Annotated in this window: 15 protein-coding genes; 3 read left to right on the top strand and 12 right to left on the bottom strand. The window is 58.0% G+C overall.

The annotated features are described in order from the left end of the window. Positions 1 to 89: 89 nt before the first annotated feature. From FKM97_RS10580 to FKM97_RS10565, 4 genes are read right to left on the bottom strand one after another with little or no spacing between them, the layout of a single operon-like run. A complete protein-coding gene (locus FKM97_RS10580; RefSeq protein WP_170240855.1) occupies positions 90 to 1,283 on the bottom strand; it encodes a YbfB/YjiJ family MFS transporter in 1,194 nt (397 codons plus the stop codon). Next, positions 1,280 to 1,837 (bottom strand): biotin transporter BioY, encoded by a 558-nt coding sequence (locus tag FKM97_RS10575; RefSeq protein WP_144292389.1) that lies wholly within the window; start codon positions 1,835 to 1,837, stop codon positions 1,280 to 1,282. Before FKM97_RS10575 ends, FKM97_RS10580 begins: the two co-directional genes overlap by 4 nt. Then, the gene (locus tag FKM97_RS10570; protein WP_170240854.1) at positions 1,834 to 2,451 is read right to left on the bottom strand and encodes an energy-coupling factor transporter transmembrane component T family protein; all 618 of its coding nucleotides are present in this window, start codon (positions 2,449 to 2,451) and stop codon (positions 1,834 to 1,836) included. The genes FKM97_RS10575 and FKM97_RS10570 overlap by 4 nt, the downstream gene beginning before the upstream one ends. After that, a complete protein-coding gene (locus FKM97_RS10565) occupies positions 2,448 to 3,128 on the bottom strand; it encodes an energy-coupling factor ABC transporter ATP-binding protein (protein ID WP_144292387.1) in 681 nt (226 codons plus the stop codon). The genes FKM97_RS10570 and FKM97_RS10565 overlap by 4 nt, the downstream gene beginning before the upstream one ends. Positions 3,129 to 3,322: 194 nt before the next feature. On the opposite strand from FKM97_RS10565, the gene FKM97_RS10560 reads away from it, so the two are divergent. Next, positions 3,323 to 4,297: an AI-2E family transporter gene (locus FKM97_RS10560; RefSeq protein ID WP_246105025.1), complete on the top strand. Its 975-nt coding sequence runs from the start codon at positions 3,323 to 3,325 to the stop codon at positions 4,295 to 4,297. A 363-nt stretch (positions 4,298 to 4,660) separates the two neighbouring features. Here FKM97_RS10560 and pbpC read toward each other — a convergent pair whose 3' ends face one another. The 8 genes from pbpC to FKM97_RS10520 form a co-directional block, all read right to left on the bottom strand. After that, positions 4,661 to 6,817, bottom strand: coding sequence for a penicillin-binding protein 1C (gene pbpC / locus FKM97_RS10555; RefSeq protein WP_246105024.1), 2,157 nt, complete (start codon positions 6,815 to 6,817; stop codon positions 4,661 to 4,663). Next, positions 6,777 to 12,272, bottom strand: coding sequence for an alpha-2-macroglobulin family protein (locus FKM97_RS10550; protein WP_170240853.1), 5,496 nt, complete (start codon positions 12,270 to 12,272; stop codon positions 6,777 to 6,779). The genes pbpC and FKM97_RS10550 overlap by 41 nt, the downstream gene beginning before the upstream one ends. A 116-nt stretch (positions 12,273 to 12,388) precedes the next feature. Further along, positions 12,389 to 13,318: a DMT family transporter gene (locus FKM97_RS10545; protein WP_144292384.1), complete on the bottom strand. Its 930-nt coding sequence runs from the start codon at positions 13,316 to 13,318 to the stop codon at positions 12,389 to 12,391. A 69-nt stretch (positions 13,319 to 13,387) separates the two neighbouring features. Next, on the bottom strand, positions 13,388 to 14,311 hold the full coding sequence (locus tag FKM97_RS10540; RefSeq protein WP_246105049.1) for a branched-chain amino acid ABC transporter permease: 924 nt from the start codon (positions 14,309 to 14,311) through the stop codon (positions 13,388 to 13,390). Between the two features lie 59 nt (positions 14,312 to 14,370). Next, a complete protein-coding gene (locus FKM97_RS10535) occupies positions 14,371 to 15,258 on the bottom strand; it encodes a branched-chain amino acid ABC transporter permease (protein ID WP_144292382.1) in 888 nt (295 codons plus the stop codon). Between the two features lie 66 nt (positions 15,259 to 15,324). Next, positions 15,325 to 16,518, bottom strand: coding sequence for an ABC transporter substrate-binding protein (locus tag FKM97_RS10530; protein WP_144292605.1), 1,194 nt, complete (start codon positions 16,516 to 16,518; stop codon positions 15,325 to 15,327). A gap of 78 nt (positions 16,519 to 16,596) precedes the next feature. Then, complete coding sequence (locus FKM97_RS10525; RefSeq protein ID WP_144292381.1) at positions 16,597 to 17,334, bottom strand: ABC transporter ATP-binding protein; 738 nt, start codon at positions 17,332 to 17,334, stop codon at positions 16,597 to 16,599. Next, entirely contained in the window at positions 17,327 to 18,079 is a 753-nt protein-coding gene (locus FKM97_RS10520; protein WP_144292380.1) for an ABC transporter ATP-binding protein, read from the bottom strand. Before FKM97_RS10520 ends, FKM97_RS10525 begins: the two co-directional genes overlap by 8 nt. A 259-nt stretch (positions 18,080 to 18,338) precedes the next feature. On the opposite strand from FKM97_RS10520, the gene FKM97_RS10515 reads away from it, so the two are divergent. Then, complete coding sequence (locus tag FKM97_RS10515) at positions 18,339 to 19,565, top strand: HlyD family secretion protein (RefSeq protein ID WP_144292379.1); 1,227 nt, start codon at positions 18,339 to 18,341, stop codon at positions 19,563 to 19,565. Next, positions 19,562 to 21,109, top strand: a complete 1,548-nt coding sequence (locus FKM97_RS10510) for a DHA2 family efflux MFS transporter permease subunit (protein WP_144292378.1) — start codon at positions 19,562 to 19,564, stop codon at positions 21,107 to 21,109. Before FKM97_RS10515 ends, FKM97_RS10510 begins: the two co-directional genes overlap by 4 nt. The last annotated feature ends 1 nt before the right edge of the window (position 21,110 follow it).

Here is a 21,110-nt window from a genome sequence, read left to right as displayed (position 1 = left end):
CCGCCTAATGCGGAGAGTCGTTCACGCGGCCAAAGCACCGAGATCGCATTATCGCGATGACGTGATAAGTGGACATTGCACTGCACAAGTCAAGTCCTGTTGCCAGGAGCAGGCTGCAGTGAACTGATCAACGCGCCGAGCACAAGGACAGCCGCGGAAATCCAAAGACCCATGGTGAGACCGCCAGAAGCATCGGACATGTACCCGATCGCCACGGGTCCAATGACTTGGCCGAGGCTGAAGCAGACGGTCATGCTCGCAATCCCCGATGCCCAAGCATCGGCTGGATAATATTTGCGAATGAAGATGGTGGTGGCCGAGACGACGGAGAAAAAGGATGTGCCGAATAAGAGAGCGGAGACCAACAGACCGACATAGCCGGGTATAACAAGGGGCAGTGCGGCACCTATGGAGGTCAAACCAATCATGGCGCCCACGCCCCTCCCGCCGGTCATTTGCGCGACGAGGGATGACCAAAACGAAGTCGATATGATTGCCGAGATCGCGATCGCAGACCAAAACGCTGTCTGCTCCGCCGCGCCCCCGCCGGATTGCTGAACCCACGCGATCATGAAGGTCATGTAGGCGATGTAGCCGGTGCCGAAGAAGAGATATCCCACCAGAATGGGAATCATCGGGATCAGCGGGGCATGACGCTGTTTGATGACGCCGACCCGCTGCTGATCTTGAGGTCCGGCGAGGATAAGGATGGCGATCAGCAAGCCGCTCGCGGCAGCCATCACCAGCCATGCCACCCGCCAGGAACCGGCACCCAGGGTTTCCAATATGGAAGGTATGGCCAATCCAGACAGCAGAATGCCGACGCTGGGGCCGATGTAGAACAGCCCCAGCATCCGGGCCGGATTGCTGGCGTGGCCCGAGAACTGAGAGGCGAGTGTTCCTCCAGCGACGAAGGAGAGTGCCCCTCCGAGCCCGGCGACCAGGCGAGCGGTACTGAGAAGGGTGAAGTCACCGCTCAAACCGGAGACTGCGAGAGCTGCTGTGACCATCACGGCACCGAGGATCGTGGTTCTGCGCATGCCCAGAAATCGCGAAACCAAGGACGAGATCAATGCCCCCGCCAAATACCCGAGCGCATTGACTGTGTTCATCCACCCCGCCTGAGCATAGGTCCAGTCGAGATTTTCTCTCATGTTTGGAAGAACCAACGCGTAACCGAAACGCGCGAGTCCGAGGCCAATGGCCGGAGCAGTGGCAAGCGCAAGGATCCCGAGGACAACGTGGCTTAAGGGGAGCGGTGACCTTGGCGGGACGGGTGTCACTTGAGGTCCAATGGATAGGCTCGTCTGACATTGTGCACGATCAGCGAGCTGAGTACGGCCTTGATGAGATCGCCGGGCACGAAGGCAACCATCCCGATGAGGGCCTTTTGGAGCCCTATTCCCGTCATGAGAACAAGCCAGGCGACGCCGCAAAGATAGACGATGACGATGCCGCCGAGCACGCAGGCAAGGAAGATGACTGCGATCTCGCCCCATGGCTTGGGGACTCGTTGTCCCCATGCCTTGAACGCCCAACCTGCTACGAAGGCACCGATGGGCCAGCCATAGATGAATCCCGCAGTTGGCCCCGCAAAGCTCCCGAGCCCGCCCTGGCCTCCCGCAAGAACCGGGAGACCCATGGCGATCAGCAACAGGAAGAGGAGCATGGCAAGCGCCCCGCGTATGGGACCGATCATCGTACCCGCCAGCATCACGCCGAGTGTTTGCAAGGTGATCGGCACGGGCAAGAATGTTAAGGGAATTCGGGGAGATAATCCTAGAACCACCATGATTGCGGCGAACAGTGCAACTAGAACCACGTCACGTGTCGTCATGATGGGCCATCTCCTGGCGGGTAGCATCGAGCGTCTACGGCGGCTGCGATATCGTCGGCGGATTTCAGGGCATGAACTATCAGGGGCACGACAAGCGCGATAGTGCTTCGTTCCAGCCCTCGAGCGGCCTGCGCCTCTCTGATTTCCCTGGCTTGTGCAAGTAAAACGGGGATGAAGCGAATGACCAGTGAAACGGCCAGTGCCACGTGAGCGGCTTTCGCGAGATGCAGCCGCTCGAGAGGCATCATGAGCACCTCCACGAGATCGAGAATTTCTGCCGTTGAGGTCGTGGCGGTCACCACATAGGCGGCGAGGATCAGGGTGCCAAGTCTCAGGGCCATCGGGATGGCGACAGAAACGCTGTCCAATGCGGCCGTGGCGACAAACAGAAAGGCCAGGATCATCGCTGGCCCGAACATCTGTCGCTTGATCCTGTCCCAACGAAGCTGAGCCACCCCGAGAAGGACGATGGACAATCCAAGGCTAGCGAGAAGCCAGAGCGGGGACTTGAGTGTGAACAGCAAAATTCCACTGACGCATAATGCACCCATCTTCCAGCCGGCTGGGAGCCGGTGGAGCACCGTGTTGCCAGGAACGTGCAGCGAGGTGATCATCCACAATGGGCCGTATAGAACTGAATTGCTTCTTTGGCAGGGGCATCCATGATGATGCATCCGTCCGCCATGACAAGTACGCGGTCAGCTTGGTCCAGCAGCATTAAATCGTGGCTGACAATGACGGCTTGTTCCGCCAGCGCTCCCAAGGTTCTGCAAACGTGATTCCGATTACGGAGATCCAGTCCCGCTGTTGGCTCGTCGAACAGGATAGTGTGAGGCTCCATCACCATCACGGCGGCGAGTGCGACGAGTTGCTTCTCTCCCCCACTGAGGAGGTGGCTTTGTCTCTCGCTCAGGTGCGAAATCTGCAATCTCGTGAGGGCAGCTGCAATGCGCCCGGGGATTTCGCTCTTGGGAATTCCGATGTTTTTCAGGCCGAACCCCAGATCCTCCGAGACGATGGGGTAGACGATCTGATTGTCGGGGTTCTGGAAGATGAAGCCGACTGTCTTGCGGATCCGTCTTCCGTCGACTTTGGTGTTCAGGCCGTCGACACAGACGTCGCCGCTGGTCGGGGCGACGAGGCCGTTCATAAGGCGCAGGAGGGTGCTCTTGCCTGACCCGTTCAGCCCGACGATACCAACCCGTTGTTCAGCGATGACCAGTCGGGGAACATCGAGGACAAGGCGCCCCTCACGCTCGACCCGCACCTGTTCGAAGACGAATTGGCTCATGTGACGGCTTATACATCGTCCGGCACGGAACGCTAGCTGATGCCTACTGGATAGACCGGCGAGGGGACTTGCTCCGTCAGGCTGCTTTACGAACTCTTCGGCATGCTATACGGCAGGGCCTCACGCCGACTGGCTGGCAACAGAGGTTCAGGGCTTTGCCCGTCGAAACACCCTCGCGATACGAAATCGCTTCCTTGATCCTGAGCGGACTTGCGCTATTCGCCACCTTGGGTCTTCACCTTTTGACGGCGTTGCTTGCTGGTCTCCTCGTCTACACGATCGTCCATGCTGTGGCCCCTCACTTGAAGGCCATAGGGTTGAGCCACGAGCCAGGGAAGGTCGTGGTTCTTATTCTGGTCTTCGTGATCACCATAATCATGGTGGGACTAGCCATTTTCGGGCTTACGCACCTTCTTGTCGGCGGGTCCGACAGCCTGCCGGCATTGATGCAGAAGATGGCGGACATCTTAAGCACCGCGCGCATCCGTCTTCCGAGTTGGGCAAGCCAGTATTTGCCGGAGAACGGCCAACAGATAGAGAGCACGGCTGCGAACTGGTTGCGGGAGAATGCCGGCCTAGTTCAGAAGTGGGGTGAAGATTTCGGTCGTGTCCTGCTCAGGATTCTGTTCGGAATGATCATTGGTGGGTTTGTTGCCGTGAGTGAGGTGACATTCCGGCCCGATCCTCGACCCTTGACCGAGGCGGTGACCGCAAGGATCGCTTTGTTTGCGCGTGCTTTCAGGCGGGTTGTCTTCGCCCAGGTTCGCATATCAGCCATCAATACGGTTTTGACGGCGATTTATCTCGGAGTTGTGCTGCCGTCGTTCGGGGTGCACTTGCCCCTGCTCAAGACAGTCATCATCGTGACCTTCTTGGTCGGTTTGCTTCCGGTCTTGGGCAACCTGATATCCAACACGGTCATCGTCATCGTTTCACTGAGTGTTTCGCCGTATGTCGCCGTCGCCTCGCTGGCCTATTTGGTCATCATCCACAAGCTTGAATATTTTTTGAACGCCAAGATTATTGGTGGTCATATTCAAGCGAGAATTTGGGAAGTGCTCCTGGCGATGCTGGTGATGGAAGCGGCCTTTGGTGTCGCAGGGCTCGTCGCTGCACCCATATATTACGCGTATGTCAAAGACGAACTGGCGTTGCGTGGTTTGATTTAAACGGGCTGGTCTGAGAAACTGGTCCTACGCGTCGCGACAAAAGCGCAGGCCGCATGAGCTCTTGCCTCTGAGCTGATGAAGATCTGGGTGCGAGTTATTCTTTGAACTTCTTGTCACGTTCGGCTCGTTGATGGTCTGAGGCAATGCCAGATGCGCCGTCGGCATGATGAGAAGGACCAGAATTGAGATGGTGAGGATCACTGCGATCGTTGCCGCATCCTGTCGCCGGTTCATAGGATTCTCTTCCCCCTTTTTTGTGAGAAGAGAACAGCATTCTGCCAGTTAATAAAACGAGACTAGAGCGTTAGCGAGTTCTCGGAATGGTAAAGCTTTTCTGTATAAGTAACGACTGGTTTATCTAAGTCATTCTTGCAGAAATACTCGGACATTGTCGGTCCGCCCCTGAGAATCAATCACGGTGATGGTCGAGAAGCCGACCCCGTCAATATCCAAGTTTGTCTGCCTTCGTCGGTCTCCCAGAGTCGCCGGGCGCCCGTTCATCAACCATCGGAAAGGTGGCGTGCCGTTTTGGATTTTGACGGCCAAGAGCTTGCCGTCCGAACGCGCGCTCGGTGCAATATCGATCTTTGCGTCCCGGGGCGGAAAGATGATGACGGGCGGGGTCTCGACGCTCGCTCCTGCAGTGCTCGAGAACATGCCTTCAGTGAAATGTTGCAAGGGCTTCGCCAGATCTTCGTTGGAAGCGATATAAGCACCGTCGGGCTGTGCTTTGAAGGGCCTCTCACTGCCGCCGACGCGTGAGAACGCCTCGAACAAGAGAGGCGCAGCGCTTGTTCTCCCTGAGAGGCCAGGAATCGGTGTTCCGTCGGCGCGCCCGACCCAGAGTCCAATGACGAATTCTCCATTATAGCCAACCGACCACGCGTCGCGATAACCGTAGGACGTGCCTGTTTTGAAAGCGATTGAGCCGCGCAAAACACCTTCGGGTGGCGGGGTGCCTCGCAAGATGTCTGTAACATACCAAGCTGCGGCCTCACTCAAAACCTGCGGAGCTGCGTCCTGAGCGGCTTCATGGTTTGTGGTTTCGAACAGCTGAACGGGGCGACCACCCCGGGCCAGACTTGCATATAGGCTCACCAAGTCTTCGAGAGTGAGACCGACACCACCTAATCCGATTGCGAGCCCCGGAGAAGACAAGTCCGGCATGACCGGAGTGGTCCCAGCCCGCTTCATGCGGGTCATGAGACGCAAAGGTCCCGCATTCGCAAGAACGGACACCGCGGGGATGTTCAGTGACATCTGCAAGGCTTGCCGAATGGTGACTGTACCCTGATAGGAGCTATCAAAATTCACTGGCCGGTAGGAACCGAAGATGGAGGGACGATCCTCGATCAAGGTGCTGGGATGAATGAGCCCGTCCTCGAAGCCCAGCCCGTAGATAAAGGGCTTGAGGGTGGATCCTGGCGACCTGATCGCCCGGCTCATGTCCACATAACCTCGCCGCGCCTGGGACGCGAATTCAGGGGAGCCGACCCTCGCAAGAATTGCTCCCGACTGATGGTCCGCCAAAATGATGGCGACCGATATCTGCGAGCCAAGTTTTTCAGCGGCATGGCGCGCGAGCGCCTCCAAGGCCATCTGCTTGTTTCGGTCGATGGAGAGCCTGTAGAGGCCGGCCTTCGGATCGCGAGCGCGCATCAAGGCCGCGGAATGGGCGGCGAGGTTGGGCATGGAGTGACGCGCCGATGGCAATTTCTCCTGTTTGGCCGAAGCAACCTCGTCGGCAGCGAGACCGACGGCTCCGCCGATACGCTCTAGAACCCGATTTCGGGCTTTTACAGCGTTCGCGCGATGAACATCCGGCCTGCGGGTTTCGGGAAGCTGGGGCAGGGCAATGAGCATCCCTGCCTCACCGGGCGTGAGGCGCTTGGGTTCCTTTGCGAAATAGGCGAGGCTGGCAGCGCGGATACCCTCTAAATTCCCGCCATAGGGTGCGAGAGTAAGATAGGCTTCCAAGATCTCTCGTTTGTCTAAGCGTCTTTCGATCTGGACGGCTCGCAGGGCCTGCCTGACCTTCGCCGCCAAGGATCGTTGCCGTCGCGGCTCCAGCAGGCGGGCGAGCTGCATGGTGATTGTCGAACCACCTGAGATAATTCTCCCATGCCAAACGAGTTGGAGTCCCGCTCGCAGGAGTGCGCGAAGATCAATGCCGCTATGGCGATAAAAGCGCTTGTCCTCATAGGCCAGGAGCATCTCTGTAAATCGAGGATCGACATCCGCGAGAGAGACGGGAAAACGCCAGAGACCGTCATTGACGGTGAAGGCTCCTAACAAGTCACCATTGCGATCAAGTACGGATGCCGAAACAGGCAAATCCGCCGGTAGGGGAGGGGGAAATACTCTATCCGCCCAGATGGCCGTAAAATAGCCCAGCGCCGCGAGCAGCACTGTGCTCGCTGCAACAACCTGCAGGCGGATTTTTTTTGATCGAGGCCGGTCATGCATGGCGAAGCGGCCGTCAGTTCGGCTTCGGTGCGGTGACCTCGACGGTGCCTTCATCTGTCCAAGCCGACAGGTCAGGCCGATACATATCCTCTACAGTCGCCGCGGGGTGAACATATTGCCCCGGCGTTACGGCCCGAACGACATAGGCGATGACGATGCTCCGCTCGCTATTTTCAGTTCGATCGAAGGCCGCGACGAACCGATCGTCCCGGAACTCAGTCCGTGCCGCATTGATGTTGTCGGGCAACCATTGGAAGGCAGCGAGATCCGCGCTCTTGACGATATGCGGATTGTCGATCTCGAACCCCGCTGGCAAGCGATCGACGACCAGGACTCGAGAGGGCAGTTCGTTCTCCTCGCTGACCGTCAAAACGACGACGAAGCGTTCATTCTGGGCGACGCTGCTGGGCGAAACCTCCTTCCCATCAAGGTCGAAATATTGCCGAGTGATCTTGAAACCATCGCCTCCCGCAGCGGGCGCCTGCAGGGGGAAGCCTTTGATGGTGATCACGGCATCAACGGGTTGATCTGAAAGATTGGCGATCTGAATCGGCTGAGCGGCCAGAACGTCCTGGTCAAAGGTCCTGAACAGGGCATCTTTCACGGGAACGCCCGCCAGCTCCAGTTCGACCGTTTTGAAGCGTTCCATCAGTCCGTGGGCCGCAAGGAGCAGCCAGGCCTCTTCTTGCGTGCTCGTGTTTCGGGCCTGCGCTCTCAGATCACTGACTCGCCGAATGAGTGTTTCGCTCATGGGCAGAGGCGGTTCCACCTCAGAGAGCAATGCGAGCGTTGCTGCTGCATCCCTGAGCTGGGATCCGTAATCCGTTCTCGTTGAGATCTCGTCCGGCTGAAGCGCATGGTCTGGACCCAGGGCATCGAAAGCCTTCGCGAAAGCAACCTCCGACCGGTTCCGCTCGCCATAAAGAGCAAGCGCTGCCCCAAGCTGTGCTTTGGCCAAACCCGACCCGAGCTTGTCGAGCTTTGCATCCGCATAGTAGCGAAGATCTCCGATGGCGGCTCTTTTGTTCCGGGCCAGCACATAGAGCGCATATGCGATTGGCTCGTTCCCGCTGTCGCTATCGGAGGCATAGGCAAGTTGATTTTGGAGATTGTCGAGAGCCTGCATGAAGGCCACGTCAGGAACCTGGTAACCGGCTTCGCGGGCTCGCGTGAGGAAATCCGTCACGTAGGAATCCAACCAAAGATCGCCAGATGCTGGACTCCATAAGCCGAAACTTCCCGTGGAAGATTGCTTGGCCAGAACGTCCGTGATCGTGGTTTGAATTCGCTTTGTCGCTCCGCTGTCCCGAGCAATCCCGATCACCGACGCCAGGTCATTGAAGTAAAGAAGGGGAAGGGCTCTACTGGTAAGCTGTTCTGCGCAACCATAGGGATAGCGATCGAGGGAAAGCAGGAGCGAGGGCACATCGATAGCTCCTCTGCTCATGATGCTGACATCGAGCGTCGCGCCTTTGGAGCTATGGCCCGCGAACAGCTCCGACCCGAGGGAAAGCGTCCCGGTCTTTGGCGGGATGGATTTGACGAGCCTTTGGCTCGCGAGCGCTTCAGAAGGCCTCACCGGAACGATCAGTTCCTGCGCCAGCTCAAGACCGCCACCTGAGAGTGCAACGGTGACGATGCCCAGGCCGTTTTCTTTTGCGACCAGGTTCGTCGTGAGGACCTTGCGCTCGCCGGCGGCGAGAGTGACGATCTGCTCATCTCCGTCTTGATCCACCTCAATTTCACCCGAGGAGGTGACCTGGACTGTGTAGTCGCCCGGAGAACCATCCGAGTTCGTCATCTCCAAGGTGACGCGTGCTTCATCCCCCGGCGCCATAAACCGGGGGACGCTGGCGGAAACAACGATCGGATCACGCACGATGACATCGCGACTGGCCTGGCCGACGGAGTCGGCGCTCCAGGCAACAGCCATGAGGCGTACGCTGCCGTTAAACTGCGGTATGGAAAAGGAAACCGCCACTTTGCCTTCAGGGTCGACCTTAACAATGCCTGAAAAGGCGGCCACCAATGGCTGTGTCGGAGGGTTTCCTGATATTTGCAAGCTGGCTTCACCACCTCCTGAACGGATGACGCCGGGAGCTGCAGACATGCCGTCGATCAACCGCCCGTAAAGATCTCGCAAATCCATCCCCAGACGCCGCTGGCCAAAATACCAGTTTCCAGGTGATGGGGACTGATAGCGAGTGACATTGAGAATTCCGACATCTACGGCGGCCAAGGTCAGATAGACATCCTCGCCGGGGCTGCCGCCCGATACGGCAGCCGTGACATCCAATGTGGTGTTCGGACGGATGATCTCCGGTGCATCAAGTGCGACGTCAAGCGTGCGTGTGGAAACATCGGTCCCCAGCCAGGCCAGGCCCAGCGCCCGGGCAGGCATGCGCGACGTTGCTGCATCTGCAGCGCGATACAGGCTGGCAGTCACATAGGCACCGGGCAGCCAAGACTGCTCCACCGTGAATTCGACTTCGGTTCCTTCGAGGGGCACTTCCACGGTTTTCATAGCAATCAGTCGATCGCTCATTACCGTGAGCATCGCGATGCCCTGGAAGCGCGGCGTGATTTTTACTCTTGCCGTCTCCCCAGGCTGGTACTTTTCCTTGTCCAAGGAGATTTCGAGGACATCTGGAGTGTCCGCCGTCGCCGCCTCCACATACCAACCCGCATCAAACTCCACGCTGGAGGCCGCGAATTCGCCCTCAGAGGCGCTAACCTCCAGACGATACCGTCCCCATTCTACCGGCGACTGGACCACAGCAGGTGCATCGGCGCCGAGATCCACGGATCCATCTGCAATCTTCCGCGTAAAGCTGACGGGCTCGTAATTCCACTGGCCGTTAGTCATGTACCACTGATAGTTCTTTTCGATCTTGTAGAGGGACCAGCGGGCGCCTGAAATATTCGTGCGCTGTTGAGACCGATCGAGGGCGATGACGTCGAACTGTGCAACTTCACCTTGCCCGATGCTGCCTTCGAATCGCGGCTTGATGCCGATCATCGGGCCATTGGGGTTGATCGGTCTCGTGAGGGTCTGCTCCACCGCGCGGCCGCCAGTCTCTCGGAGACGGACCGTGATTTTGGCTTCTAGGGGCCTGGTGGAAACAAGGGTGTCCCCAACCACAACATCGATGTGGGCTTTTCCTTCGGCATCCAGTGACGGGACATCAAGAATCGGCTTGCGTTGCGGTTGGATCTCTTCGTCCGAAAGACCGAACGTGTACCCGGTGAAACCGTCCAGGCTTGCGGCAGGTGCAATGAGGATTTCGCCCTCGAGGGCCAAATTGGCCGCCGGTGTTCCGTATAGATACCTTCCACTAACGTCGACAGGAAATGACTTGTCGCGATCAATGCTCCTGACGGTGCTCTCGAGCTCGAGCTCGAGCCGATCTGGTATGAAGTCTTCAACGAGAATGGAGGTCTGTGCCAGGGCGGGGGCCTTTGGATCGATAAAGGCTTTGACCTGCCAACCACCCCGCATCGCGTCATTGGGCAGGAGCAGCTCTAACTCATGTCCGCCGAGCCCCTTGTCTTCGACGGTGCTTCGGGAGAACTCGACGCCATCGGGACGTTCGGTGACGATAGTGAGGGGAAGTCCCGTCGAGGCGAACCCTTTGGCGTCGCGGAGGAGCGCAGATATGTAGACGGTCTCCCCAGGGCGATAGATGCCCCGTTCGGTATAGAGGAAACTATCGATGGCGCCCGGGGCTTGGCGGCCGGCGACGCCGCGGTCTGACAAATCAAAGGCTGGCTTCGTTAGGTCAATGAACCCGGAATCGCTCTCCGCGGTTGCAATCACAAGGGCTGGCGCCGCACCACCAATGCCCCGGACCATTCCCGGTGCGAAATGGGCATAACCGTCAGGATCTGATCGTGTGACGGCGAGCACGTCGTTGTTCCTGGCGACCAGCCGCAACTCGACTCCCGCCAACGGCTTCGCGCTGGAGAGGGACCGCGTGAAGACATGGAGCCCGTCTGTTCCGGAGACGCTCGCCAGACCGATGTCCGAGATGACGAACCACTGTGTCGCCTGTGCCTGCCAGCTTTGATTTGCTGCGCTGATCGGGCGGCCGCGCAGGATGTAGACACCCGGCCTGCGGTCTTTGAGGACGTCCGTGACGGGAAATCCTGTCGTGACTTCCCTGTTCAGCTCTGTCTTTACCTCAAGCGTCCCCTTCCAAAGCTCTTCACCCTGTTGGTCTGCTATCTGCTCAGCTTGATAATCATCAAGCTGGGATAAAAATGTTTGATTGTTGATGACGCCAGTCAGTGCGCGATCACCCAACCTGAACAGGCTGAGCTCCACTTGGGACGTGTTGATGGAGACGAGGGGGATCGTTTGCGCTCCCAGGGGTGGCAGAACGAAGTTGCGCCCTGAGAAACGCACGGATGACGTTCTGTCCCTTACATAGATGTCGAGAGCAGCCGGCCGCTCTAGATTCTCATCAACGGCGGAGGGTAGCCCCGCCCGGATCCCGATGCGGTAACGCTCGCCGTGCTGGGCGCCGTCGATGCAGAGTTGTCGATCTTCAACCTCGACGTCGCCGGGGGTCTTCTCATTGACCAGGACAAATTTTGCCAACCCATCGGGCAGGCGTTGCAGCGGTTCCGAGAAACTGATGCATATCCTCGGCGACGCAGCATCCGAGTCGACATTGTAGTCGATAATGCGAAAGCCTCGTTCCCGGCGGAGCGTATCATATGCCTCCTGTACGGCAGGCGTCGATGTGATTGCCAGGCTCGCCTTATAGGCCTCAATCGCGGCCCGGTAGAACTCCCGCCTTTCGAGAGCCCTGGCGAGTATGCTCAAGGCTTCTGCGCGTTCCTGAGCGGAAAGGGCGCTGTTGAAACCATTCAATGCGGCCGAACTTGCCTCCTGCGGCAAGCGGTAGCGTTCGTCATAATTGTCCGTTTCGATCTCCAGAAGTGCCCGGGATAGGGCGAGCCAGACGGAAGAGCGACTGTCATCAAGCTTGAGCGCTTCCTGGAAATGTTGAGCGGCTCCGCGGAAATTCCTTTGGAGATATGCGCTGTTGCCATCTTGAAAAGCGGATTCGGCGCTCCCTTGGGTGGCAGGTGTTGCACTGGCGATCGACCTTTGAAAACGCTTCGCCTCGTCGGGCAGGCCATTCGGTAGAAATTGCAGCAGTGCGGCCTTCTGCTCGGCGGTCAGCGCCGGGGCAGCCGCTGTATGAGCTGCAATCTCGGGCGCCACCAGACGTCCAGCCGTGGCGCCTTTCGCAGGCTTCAGATCACCGGCCATGGTCTTGAGAAAGCAGCGCTGTGCCTGTTTGTTGTAGGTCAACGCCTTGCACTGAGTGTCCGCAAGACAAGAGGTCTTGCAGAGGTCGAACGTGACGTCGAGGAGTTGCCTCAGATCATGACCGAAGTAATCTGCATCTTCGGTCGTTTCGATGCGGGGCTCCTGCGCCCGCACGGAATCACCGTTGCCCAGAATGCCGAGAAAGGAAAAGGCTAGAAATATAGCCATTGTGCTGCGAGTAAAAATGCGGCCCCGAAACATAATGCAACTCTTGGTGTGTTGTCAGGATGCCGCAGTGTCCTCTGTTCGTGCCAGGGAGTCCAGTGAATCGCAGCTCTCGGCAATTATGCAGCAGCGGATTTAGGCCGGTCGCTGCGGCTCACAATATAGATGCCGCTGCAGATCAGCGTCACGGTTCCCAACAACAACGGGCTGATCTCTTCGTTCAGGAGGACTGCTCCACCCAGAAAGCCGAGCACCGGCACAAGGAAGCTGAAGGATGCGAGGTGCGAGGCGGGATAGCGGACGACGAGCCAGAGCCAGCCGATATAGCTAGCAAAGACGATGACAATGATCTGATAGGCGACGCAGGCCCAGACGAGCATCGACGGCGAGAAAATTCCCCGCTCCGAGACGAAGAGCAGAGCCAGGGGCATGAGAAGTGCCGAGACGCCAAGTTCGTAGAGAAGTGTCTTTTCCGGAGCGATTGCTGAGAGTCGCCCGGCCTTGAACAGGACGGTCTGAATTCCCCACAGCACGGCGGCAAAGAAGATCATGCCATCGCCGATCAGCTCCCGATAGGTGGGGAACGTCAGACCCTCGTAGACGGCAAGGCCGAGCCCGGTGAAGGCAAGGCATAGCCCGACCAATTTCCGTTGGGTCAGGCGCTCGCCGCGAATGAAAAAATGCGCGCCGATCGCGACCGCGAAAGGAGACATGTAGAAGAACAAGACGCCCCGTGAGACGGTTGTGAAGGTCATGCCCCAGTAGAAAAGGATGAACTCGACAGCGAAGATGAAGCCCATCAACAGGCCAACGCCCAGGCTTCCATCGCGACTGAAAATGGGAATGTTCCTCCACAGCATCCATGTCACCATGAGCACTGTGCCGCCGGCTGAGCGGAGGGTCGCAAGCCAAATCGGCGAGATCCCATCTCCGGCAATCTTCACCGCAACCTGATTGAGGCCCCAGCTTGCGCAGATCAGGATCATGAGACCGAGTGCCAAGCCATCGAGGTGATCGTGACGGGCAGGAAGCGTCGACGATTGTGACATGAAAACTCGAGGCAAGGACTGAGGGCCAGCTATCCTAGCAGGCTCGGGGTAGCTCGGCCACGCTCCAATTCACAGGGGTCGTTTAGTCCAGCTCGCCAAGACGCCGACAATACCCTTGCGAAACAGCAGGACGCAGATCACGAAGATCACGCCTTGGATCACGGTGACCCAGGCGCCCATTGAGGCCAGATAGTTCTGCATGGTCACGAGGACGGTTGCCCCGACCATCGGCCCGAAGACTGTGCCCATGCCACCGAGCAAGGACATCAGAACGACCTCACCCGACATGGCCCAATGAACGTCCGTAAGGGAAGCAAGGCGAAAGACGATGGCTTTGGTCGCGCCCGCAAGTCCTGAAAATGCCGCCGAGAGCACGAAGACGGTCAACTTGTACTGATTGACGCGATAGCCGAGCGATATGGCTCGGGGTTCGTTATCGCGGATCGCCTTCAGCACCTGTCCGAACGGCGAGTGAATGATGCGGTAAATGGCAAGAATGCCAGCAAGAAAGATGACGGCGACAACGAAATACAGAACCATGTCGTCGCCGAGATCGAAAACCCCGAACAACCAGCCGCGAGGGACCGCTTGAATGCCGTCCTCTCCCCCTGTGAACTGAGCTTGCAGGCAAAAGAAGTAGACCATTTGCGCAAACGCAAGGGTCACCATGGCGAAATAGATTCCCGATCGCCGGATCGCCAGCGCACCGATGACGAGGCCAAGGCAGGCGGCCACGATGGTTCCAGATAATATCGCAAGCTCGGGCGTCAGGCCCCAGACCTTGGCCGCATGGGCGCTGACATAGCTCGCCATTCCGAAGAAGGCGGCATGCCCGAAGGACAAGAGCCCTCCATAGCCGAGGAGCAGGTTGAAGGCCGAGGCAAAGAGCGCAAAGCACAAGACCTTCATGGCGAAGACGGGATACACGACGAGCGGCAGGACGCAGAGCAATGCGATGAGAGCGACAAAGATCCATCGGTGATGAACGGGCATCCCGCTCGCGCCTGTGGTGATGACGGTGCGACCCTCAGTATGACTGGAGACGGCCATGGCTATGCGGTCCTCCCAAATAAACCTGCCGGCTTAATCAGGAGCACGATTGCCATGATGATGAAGATGACGGTGGCGGATGCCTCCGGATAGAAGACCCGTGTCAGGCCTTGAACAACCCCGAGGCCGAAGCCGGTGAGGATCGATCCCATGATCGACCCCATGCCGCCGATGACGACGACAGCAAAGACCACGATGATGATCTCCGCACCCATATTGGGGTTGACCGAATAAATCGGGGCTGCGAGCACGCCGGCAAATCCTGCCAGCGCAACGCCGAAGCCGTAGGTCAGCGTCACCATGAGAGGCACGTTTATGCCGAAGGCTTGCACGAGAGTCGGGTTTTCGGTGGCCGCCCGCAAATAGGCGCCAAGGCGTGTTTTTTCGATGATGAACCATGTGGCCAAACAGACCACCAGCGATGCGATGACGACCCAGCCTCGGTAAGCCGGAAGAAACATGAAACCGAGATTGTAGCCGCCTGCCAGTTGCGGCGGAATGGCATAGGGGAGACCCGAAATGCCATACTGATTGCGGAACAGACCTTCAATGATCAGAGCGATCCCGAAGGTCAGCAGCAAGCCATAAAGATGATCGAGATCCTGCAGCTGCTTGATCAGCGTCCGCTCAAGAATAATGCCGAAGAGCCCGACGGTGATCGGTGCTAGAACCAGCGCCCACCAATAGCCGAGTCCGAGATAACTCAGCAGCATCCAGGCCACAAAGGCTCCCATCATATATTGGGCGCCATGGCTGAAGTTGATGATGTTCAGGAGGCCAAAGATGACGGCCAGGCCCAAGCTCAAAATAGCGTAAAATGCGCCGTTAATGATTCCGAGCAGCAATTGGCCAAACAGGGCCGCCGTCGGAATCCCGAAAATCTCGGGCATGAAACTTCCCCATGACGCGAAGGCTGCGCGTCCCCGGGCGCAGCCTTCGGTTACTCCATTACGAAATTACATCTTGCAGCCGCCGTCTTCGATCGGCCGGAATGCCTTGTCCGCAGGGATCGTGGAAACGAGATTGTAAAAGTCCCAGGGCCCCTTGGATTCTGAAGGCTTTTTGACTTGGAACAGGTACATGTCGTGGATGGCCCGCCCATCCGGACGCACAGTGACGGTGCCGAAGAGGCTGTCCTGGATCGGCGCTTCCTTAAGCTTGGCAACGACCGCTTTTGCATCCTTGCTGCCTACAGCCTTAATGGCCTCCAAGTAATGCAAGACCGAGGAATAGACGCCTGCCTGAACCATGCCAGGCTTCTTGCCCCCGATTTTTTCGTACCGGTCCGAAAAGGCTCGAGAATTGTCGTTCAGGTCCCAGTAGAAGGCTTCGGTCAGGTTCAGCCCCTGCGCCGCCTCAAGCCCCAGCGCGTTGATGTCGGTGATGAACACCAGCAAGCCGGCCATGTTCTGCCCGCCGGCTACGATGCCGAATTCAGACGCCTGCTTCATTGAATTGATGAAGTCGCCACCGGCATTGGCAAGGGCCACGACTTGCGCGCCGGAGGATTGAGCCTGCAGCAGGTAGGAGGAGAAATCCTGCCCGGGGAACGGGTATTTCACCGATCCGAGGACTTCACCGCCAGCGGCTTTGACCAGCTGTGAGGTGTCCCTTTCAAGTGCATGTCCGAAGGCGTAATCCGCCGTGATGAAGAACCACTTTTTGAGGTCCTTTTGCACGAGAGCGCTGGCGGTCCCATTGCCTAGGGACCAAGTATCGTATGTCCAGTGAATCGTATTGGGCGAACAATTTTTACCCGTTAGATCCGAGGTGCCACCTCCGGACACGATGATGACCTTGTTTTTTTCACGCGTAACCTCGGAGACGGCCAAAGCGGTCGAAGAGGTCGGCAGGTCGAAAATCGCGTCGACGCCGTCTTGATCATACCATTGGCGAGCAATGTTTGAAGCGATGTCAGGTTTGTTTTGATGATCGGCGGACACGACCTCCACTTTGATGTCGGGATTCTTCGCATTGAAATCCTCGACGGCCATGCGTGCCGCGACGACGGAACCTTCCCCTGTAATATCGGCGTAAATTCCAGACCTGTCGTTGAGCACGCCGATCTTAACGCTGAGATCCTGTGCAAAGCTGCTGCCTGCAAACAATGCAAGTCCAGCAACGGCACCAAGCATGGTTTTAATCATCATTTCCCTCATCCTTCCCTACAACCTCCGGCGGATCTTGTTATCTCCGGTCTTGCTTCGACGTCGACTATTGCACCAATATCAGACGCCCAGATATCGATGGAGTTTCTCTTCACTCTTCTTGATGTCACTGTTCAGAATCATGTCGACCACACGGCCCTGTTCAACGACATAATGTCTGTCGGCCACGGTGGAGGCGAAATGAAAGTTCTGTTCCACCAAGACGATCGTGAAGCCCCTTTGCTTCAGCTTGTTGATGGTCACCCCGATCTGCTGGACGATGACGGGCGCGAGGCCTTCCGTCGGTTCGTCCAGCAAAAGGAGCTTCGCGCCGGTCCGGAGGATGCGGCCGATGGCGAGCATCTGCTGCTCGCCTCCGGAGAGCTTGGTCCCCTGGCTGTTCAGGCGCTCCTTCAGATTGGGAAAGAGCTGGAAGATTTCGTCTCGTGAAAGCCCACCGTCGCTGATGATCGGGGGCAGCATCAAATTCTCTTCGACACTCAGACTGGCAAAGATCCCGCGTTCTTCAGGGCAGAAACCGATGCCGGACCGCGCGATGACCCTCGACGGCTGGTTGATCAGTTCCTTGTCGTCGAATTTGACCGATCCGCGCCGCTTTTTCACGATTCCCATAATCGACTTGAGGGTCGTTGTTTTACCAGCCCCGTTGCGGCCGAGCAGGGTTACGACTTCTCCCGCACTCACGTCGAAATCGACCCCGTGAAGCACGTGTGATTCATCATACCATGCCTCCAGCTGACGAACCGTCAGCAGCAAGTCCGTCTTGGCCTCCCCGGGCCGTTCAGCAACTTCAAGCATGTCCCGCTCCGATATAGGCTTCGATCACATCCGGGTTCTTAGACACCGTGGCATAGTCTCCCTGGGCGATGATTTTACCCCTCGCCAGGACGGTGATCGCATCCGACAGGGTGGAGACCACTGAAAGATTGTGCTCGACCATCAAGATCGTCCGATTGGTCGACACCCTCTTGATGAGGGCGGAGATGCGTTCGATATCTTCCTGGCTCATGCCGGCCATCGGCTCGTCCAACAGCATCATCTCGGGGTCAAGCGCGAGCGTCGTAGCGATTTCGAGCGCCCGCTTACGGCCATAGGAGAGCTCTGCAGCCGTTGCTCCAGCCCAGGATTCGAGACCGACGGCGCGAACCAACTCCAAGGCATCCGCGTCGAGCGAGGCCAGAATTTTTTGCGAACGCCAGAAATCGAACGATGAACCGCGCTTGCGCTGAAGTGCGACGCGCACATTCTCCACTACCGTGAGGTGAGGGAACACGGCTGAGATCTGGAACGACCTAACCATTCCCAGATGCGGGATTTCCGCTGGCGCAAGTCCAGTGATATCTCGACCATTATATGTAATCGTGCCGCTGGAAGGCTTGATGAACTTGGTCAGCAGGTTGAAGCAAGTAGTCTTGCCTGCACCGTTCGGCCCGATCAACGCATGAATGCTGCCGCGGCGGACGTTCAGGTCCACCTCATTGACGGCGACGAAACCAGCGAACTCCTTTGTGAGTCCACGTGTACTCAGAATGATGTCTGACATTAAGCCCGCTGACCCTTGGATTGGAGGGTTCGGTGTTCTTATGAATCTTGCTCCCTTTGAACCAATACTGCGTTGGTCGCAAAAGCCATGTCAACCTAGCCTTTGGCACAGTATCCATCCTTGAGCCCGTGTCCGGACCTGGGTTCAGGTTCATCGAAATTGGGAATGGCCCGAGGCTGCCGCGTTGAAACTCGATGAGACGCACTTTATATGGTTGCCTTATTAAGGAGGGTTCGACCTCCGGAAGGCGAGTTCTTTCATGCTCAAGGAACGTATTGACACTGATCAGGGCCCTCCCGGCGGCTTGGCTCCGGTCGAAGGGCGAGGTGCAGAAGCTGCTAAGGAGGAAGCAGAACCGACACCGTCGTCGCCTGCTGTTCCCGCGAAAGAGGAGGTCGCCCCTCCCAAGCGCCGGCTGCGCGCTTTTTTGTTGATCCTAGGGCCGTTGGTAGTGGTGATCGGTGGGCTGTATTTCTTTCTCACCGGCGGTCGGTATGTCAGCACCGATAACGCCTATCTGAAAGCGGACAAGGTGATGATCGCCCCGGAAGTGTCAGGCCGGGTCGCCGCGGTTTATGTTCACGAGAACGAAGACGTGACGACGGGGAAGGTATTGTTTCACGTCGATGATCTTCCCTATCGCATCGCCTTGAACAAGGCGGAGGCACAGCTGCGGATCACCCGAACCGAAATTGAGGCATTGAAGGCGAGCTACGGTCAGAAGCAGCAGCAGCTGAAGGCTGCGCAGGAAGAGGTGATCTTTGCCCAGCATGATTATGACCGCCAGAGCGAGCTGACGAAGTCGCGTGTGGTCTCACAAGCCACGCTCGAACAATCCGAGCGCAACCTGCGCGTCGCCCAGGACAATGTCTTGGCGATCAAGAAGGACCTCGACCAAGTCGAGGCCCAGCTCGGTGGGGACGTGAATTTGCCGGTAGAGAAGCAGCCTCGCTATTTGTTGGCGGTGGCGGAGCGCGATGCGGCGGCCCTCGATCTCAAGCGCACCGATGTCGTCGCGCCCTTCAACGGCATTATCGGCCAGAAGCCTGAAATCGGCGACTTTGCCTCTGCTGGTGAGGCCGTCACGAGCATCGTGGCTGATGAGGAGCTGTGGATCGAGGCAAACTTCAAGGAGACCGATCTCACCAATGTGAGGCCGGGACAGAAGGTGGAGATCGACGTCGACACATACCCCGACACGGCCTGGACGGGTACTGTGCTGAGCATCGCCCAAGCCAGCGGGGCGGAGTTCTCGGTCATTCCACCACAGAACGCCACCGGGAACTGGGTCAAGGTGGTGCAGCGGATCCCTGTGCGGATCAAAGTCGAGGCGGCTGCGAACGATCCGCAGCTGCGCGCTGGAATGAGCGCCAGTGTCGAGATTGATACAAAGGTCAGCCGCTCCTTGTCTGATCTGATGAAGCCGGTCCTCGCCTGGTTCGGCGACCCCACATCGACGACGGCGCATGCGGAGCCCTCAAAGTGACCGCTGTCGCCAGCAATAGACCCGCTGAGGCCAGTCGGCTCTGGATCACGGGGTCGATAATGCTTGCGACGGTCATGCAGGCGCTGGACACGACCATCGCCAACGTGGCGCTGCCCCATATGCAAGGATCGATGGCGGCCACTCAGGATCAGATCTCATGGGTTCTGACCTCCTACATTGTGGCGGCTGCGATCATGACGCCGCCCACCGGTTATCTGGCGCAGCGTTTCGGCCGTAAACGCGTCTTCGCCATCTGCGTGACTGGCTTCACAATTGCCTCCATGCTCTGCGGCGCGGCCACGTCCTTGCCGGAGATCGTGCTGTTTCGCCTCCTGCAGGGCGCTTTTGGCGCTGGCCTCGTGCCATTGTCGCAATCGGTGCTCCTGGACACCTACCCCAAGGAGCAGCACGGCCAGGCCATGGCGATATGGGGAGTGGGTGTGATGGTCGGCCCCATCCTTGGGCCCACGCTCGGGGGCTGGCTCACGGAATATTACAACTGGCGCTGGGTTTTTTACATCAACCTGCCGTTTGGCATTTTGGCGCTGACCGGTATCCTGACCTTTGTGCACGAGACCTCGAAGAACACGGCGCGGCCGTTCGACTTCTTCGGCTTCGCCATGCTCAGCCTGGCCATCGGCTCCCTGCAGATGATGCTCGATCGCGGCCAGTCACAGGAATGGTTCTCCTCGACGGAGATCATCATCGAGACCGTGTTGTCGGCGCTCTGCCTTTACATGTTCCTCGTGCACATGTTCACGGCGCGTCATCCGTTCCTGGAACCGCAATTGTTCAGGGACAGGAATCTCCTCATCGGGCTCTTCTTCATCTTCATCGTCGGCATCATCCTGCTCGCTACCCTTGCGCTGTTGCCACCCTTTTTGCAGGGTCTGATGGATTATCCGGTGATCACCACGGGATTGGTCCTGGCACCGCGCGGGCTTGGGACCATGACGGCAATGATCATCACCGGGAGGTTGATCGGCAGGGTGGACACGCGCCTCATTCTGCTGACCGGATTTTGCCTGCTCGCCTTCACTTTGTGGGAGATGGCAGGCTTCACCACCGACGTCGATAACTGGACGCTCGTCCGCACTGGCATCCTGCAGGGAATGGGATTGGGCTTTGTCTTTGTTCCCCTCTCGACCATCACATTTGCGACCCTTGACGCCAAATTTCGGACCGAAGGTGCTTCCATGTACAGCCTGATGCGGAACATCGGCTCCAGCATCGGCATCTCGATTGTCACCACCTTGCTCGCCCAGAATACTCAAGTCGTGCATGAATCTCTGGCCAGCACCATGAGCCCGCTCAACCCCGTCTTGCAGTCTCCGATCCTGCCGGAGATCTGGAATTTGGGCACGACCGCCGGCATTGTTGCATTGAACCAGGAGATTACCCGCCAGGCAGCGACCATCGCCTATCTTGACGACTTCCGGTTGATGATGTGGGTGGTCCTGCTGTCGATCCCCTGTCTCCTATTGCTGCGGGCTCCGCCCAAGCGGGAAAGGGATCCCGAGGAGATGGCTGCAGCCATGGAATAGC

It is taken from the genome of Rhodoligotrophos appendicifer, from assembly GCF_007474605.1.
GTDB classification, from domain to species: domain Bacteria; phylum Pseudomonadota; class Alphaproteobacteria; order Rhizobiales; family Im1; genus Rhodoligotrophos; species Rhodoligotrophos appendicifer.
The sequence above is the reverse complement of the archived record's forward strand: the minus strand, read 5'-3'. Positions and strand labels throughout refer to the sequence as shown.

Coding starts and splice junctions, on each gene's coding strand:
- FKM97_RS10575 (WP_144292389.1), bottom strand. CDS start 1,837: ATGACGACACGTGACGTGGTTCTAGTTGCACTGTTCGCCGCAATCATG.
- FKM97_RS10570 (WP_170240854.1), bottom strand. CDS start 2,451: ATGATCACCTCGCTGCACGTTCCTGGCAACACGGTGCTCCACCGGCTC.
- FKM97_RS10565 (WP_144292387.1), bottom strand. CDS start 3,128: ATGAGCCAATTCGTCTTCGAACAGGTGCGGGTCGAGCGTGAGGGGCGC.
- pbpC (WP_246105024.1), bottom strand. CDS start 6,817: ATGAAGGCACCGTCGAGGTCACCGCACCGAAGCCGAACTGACGGCCGC.
- FKM97_RS10550 (WP_170240853.1), bottom strand. CDS start 12,272: ATGGCTATATTTCTAGCCTTTTCCTTTCTCGGCATTCTGGGCAACGGT.
- FKM97_RS10545 (WP_144292384.1), bottom strand. CDS start 13,318: ATGTCACAATCGTCGACGCTTCCTGCCCGTCACGATCACCTCGATGGC.
- FKM97_RS10540 (WP_246105049.1), bottom strand. CDS start 14,311: ATGCCCGTTCATCACCGATGGATCTTTGTCGCTCTCATCGCATTGCTC.
- FKM97_RS10535 (WP_144292382.1), bottom strand. CDS start 15,258: ATGCCCGAGATTTTCGGGATTCCGACGGCGGCCCTGTTTGGCCAATTG.
- FKM97_RS10530 (WP_144292605.1), bottom strand. CDS start 16,518: ATGATGATTAAAACCATGCTTGGTGCCGTTGCTGGACTTGCATTGTTT.
- FKM97_RS10525 (WP_144292381.1), bottom strand. CDS start 17,334: ATGCTTGAAGTTGCTGAACGGCCCGGGGAGGCCAAGACGGACTTGCTG.
- FKM97_RS10520 (WP_144292380.1), bottom strand. CDS start 18,079: ATGTCAGACATCATTCTGAGTACACGTGGACTCACAAAGGAGTTCGCT.
- FKM97_RS10515 (WP_144292379.1), top strand. CDS start 18,339: ATGCTCAAGGAACGTATTGACACTGATCAGGGCCCTCCCGGCGGCTTG.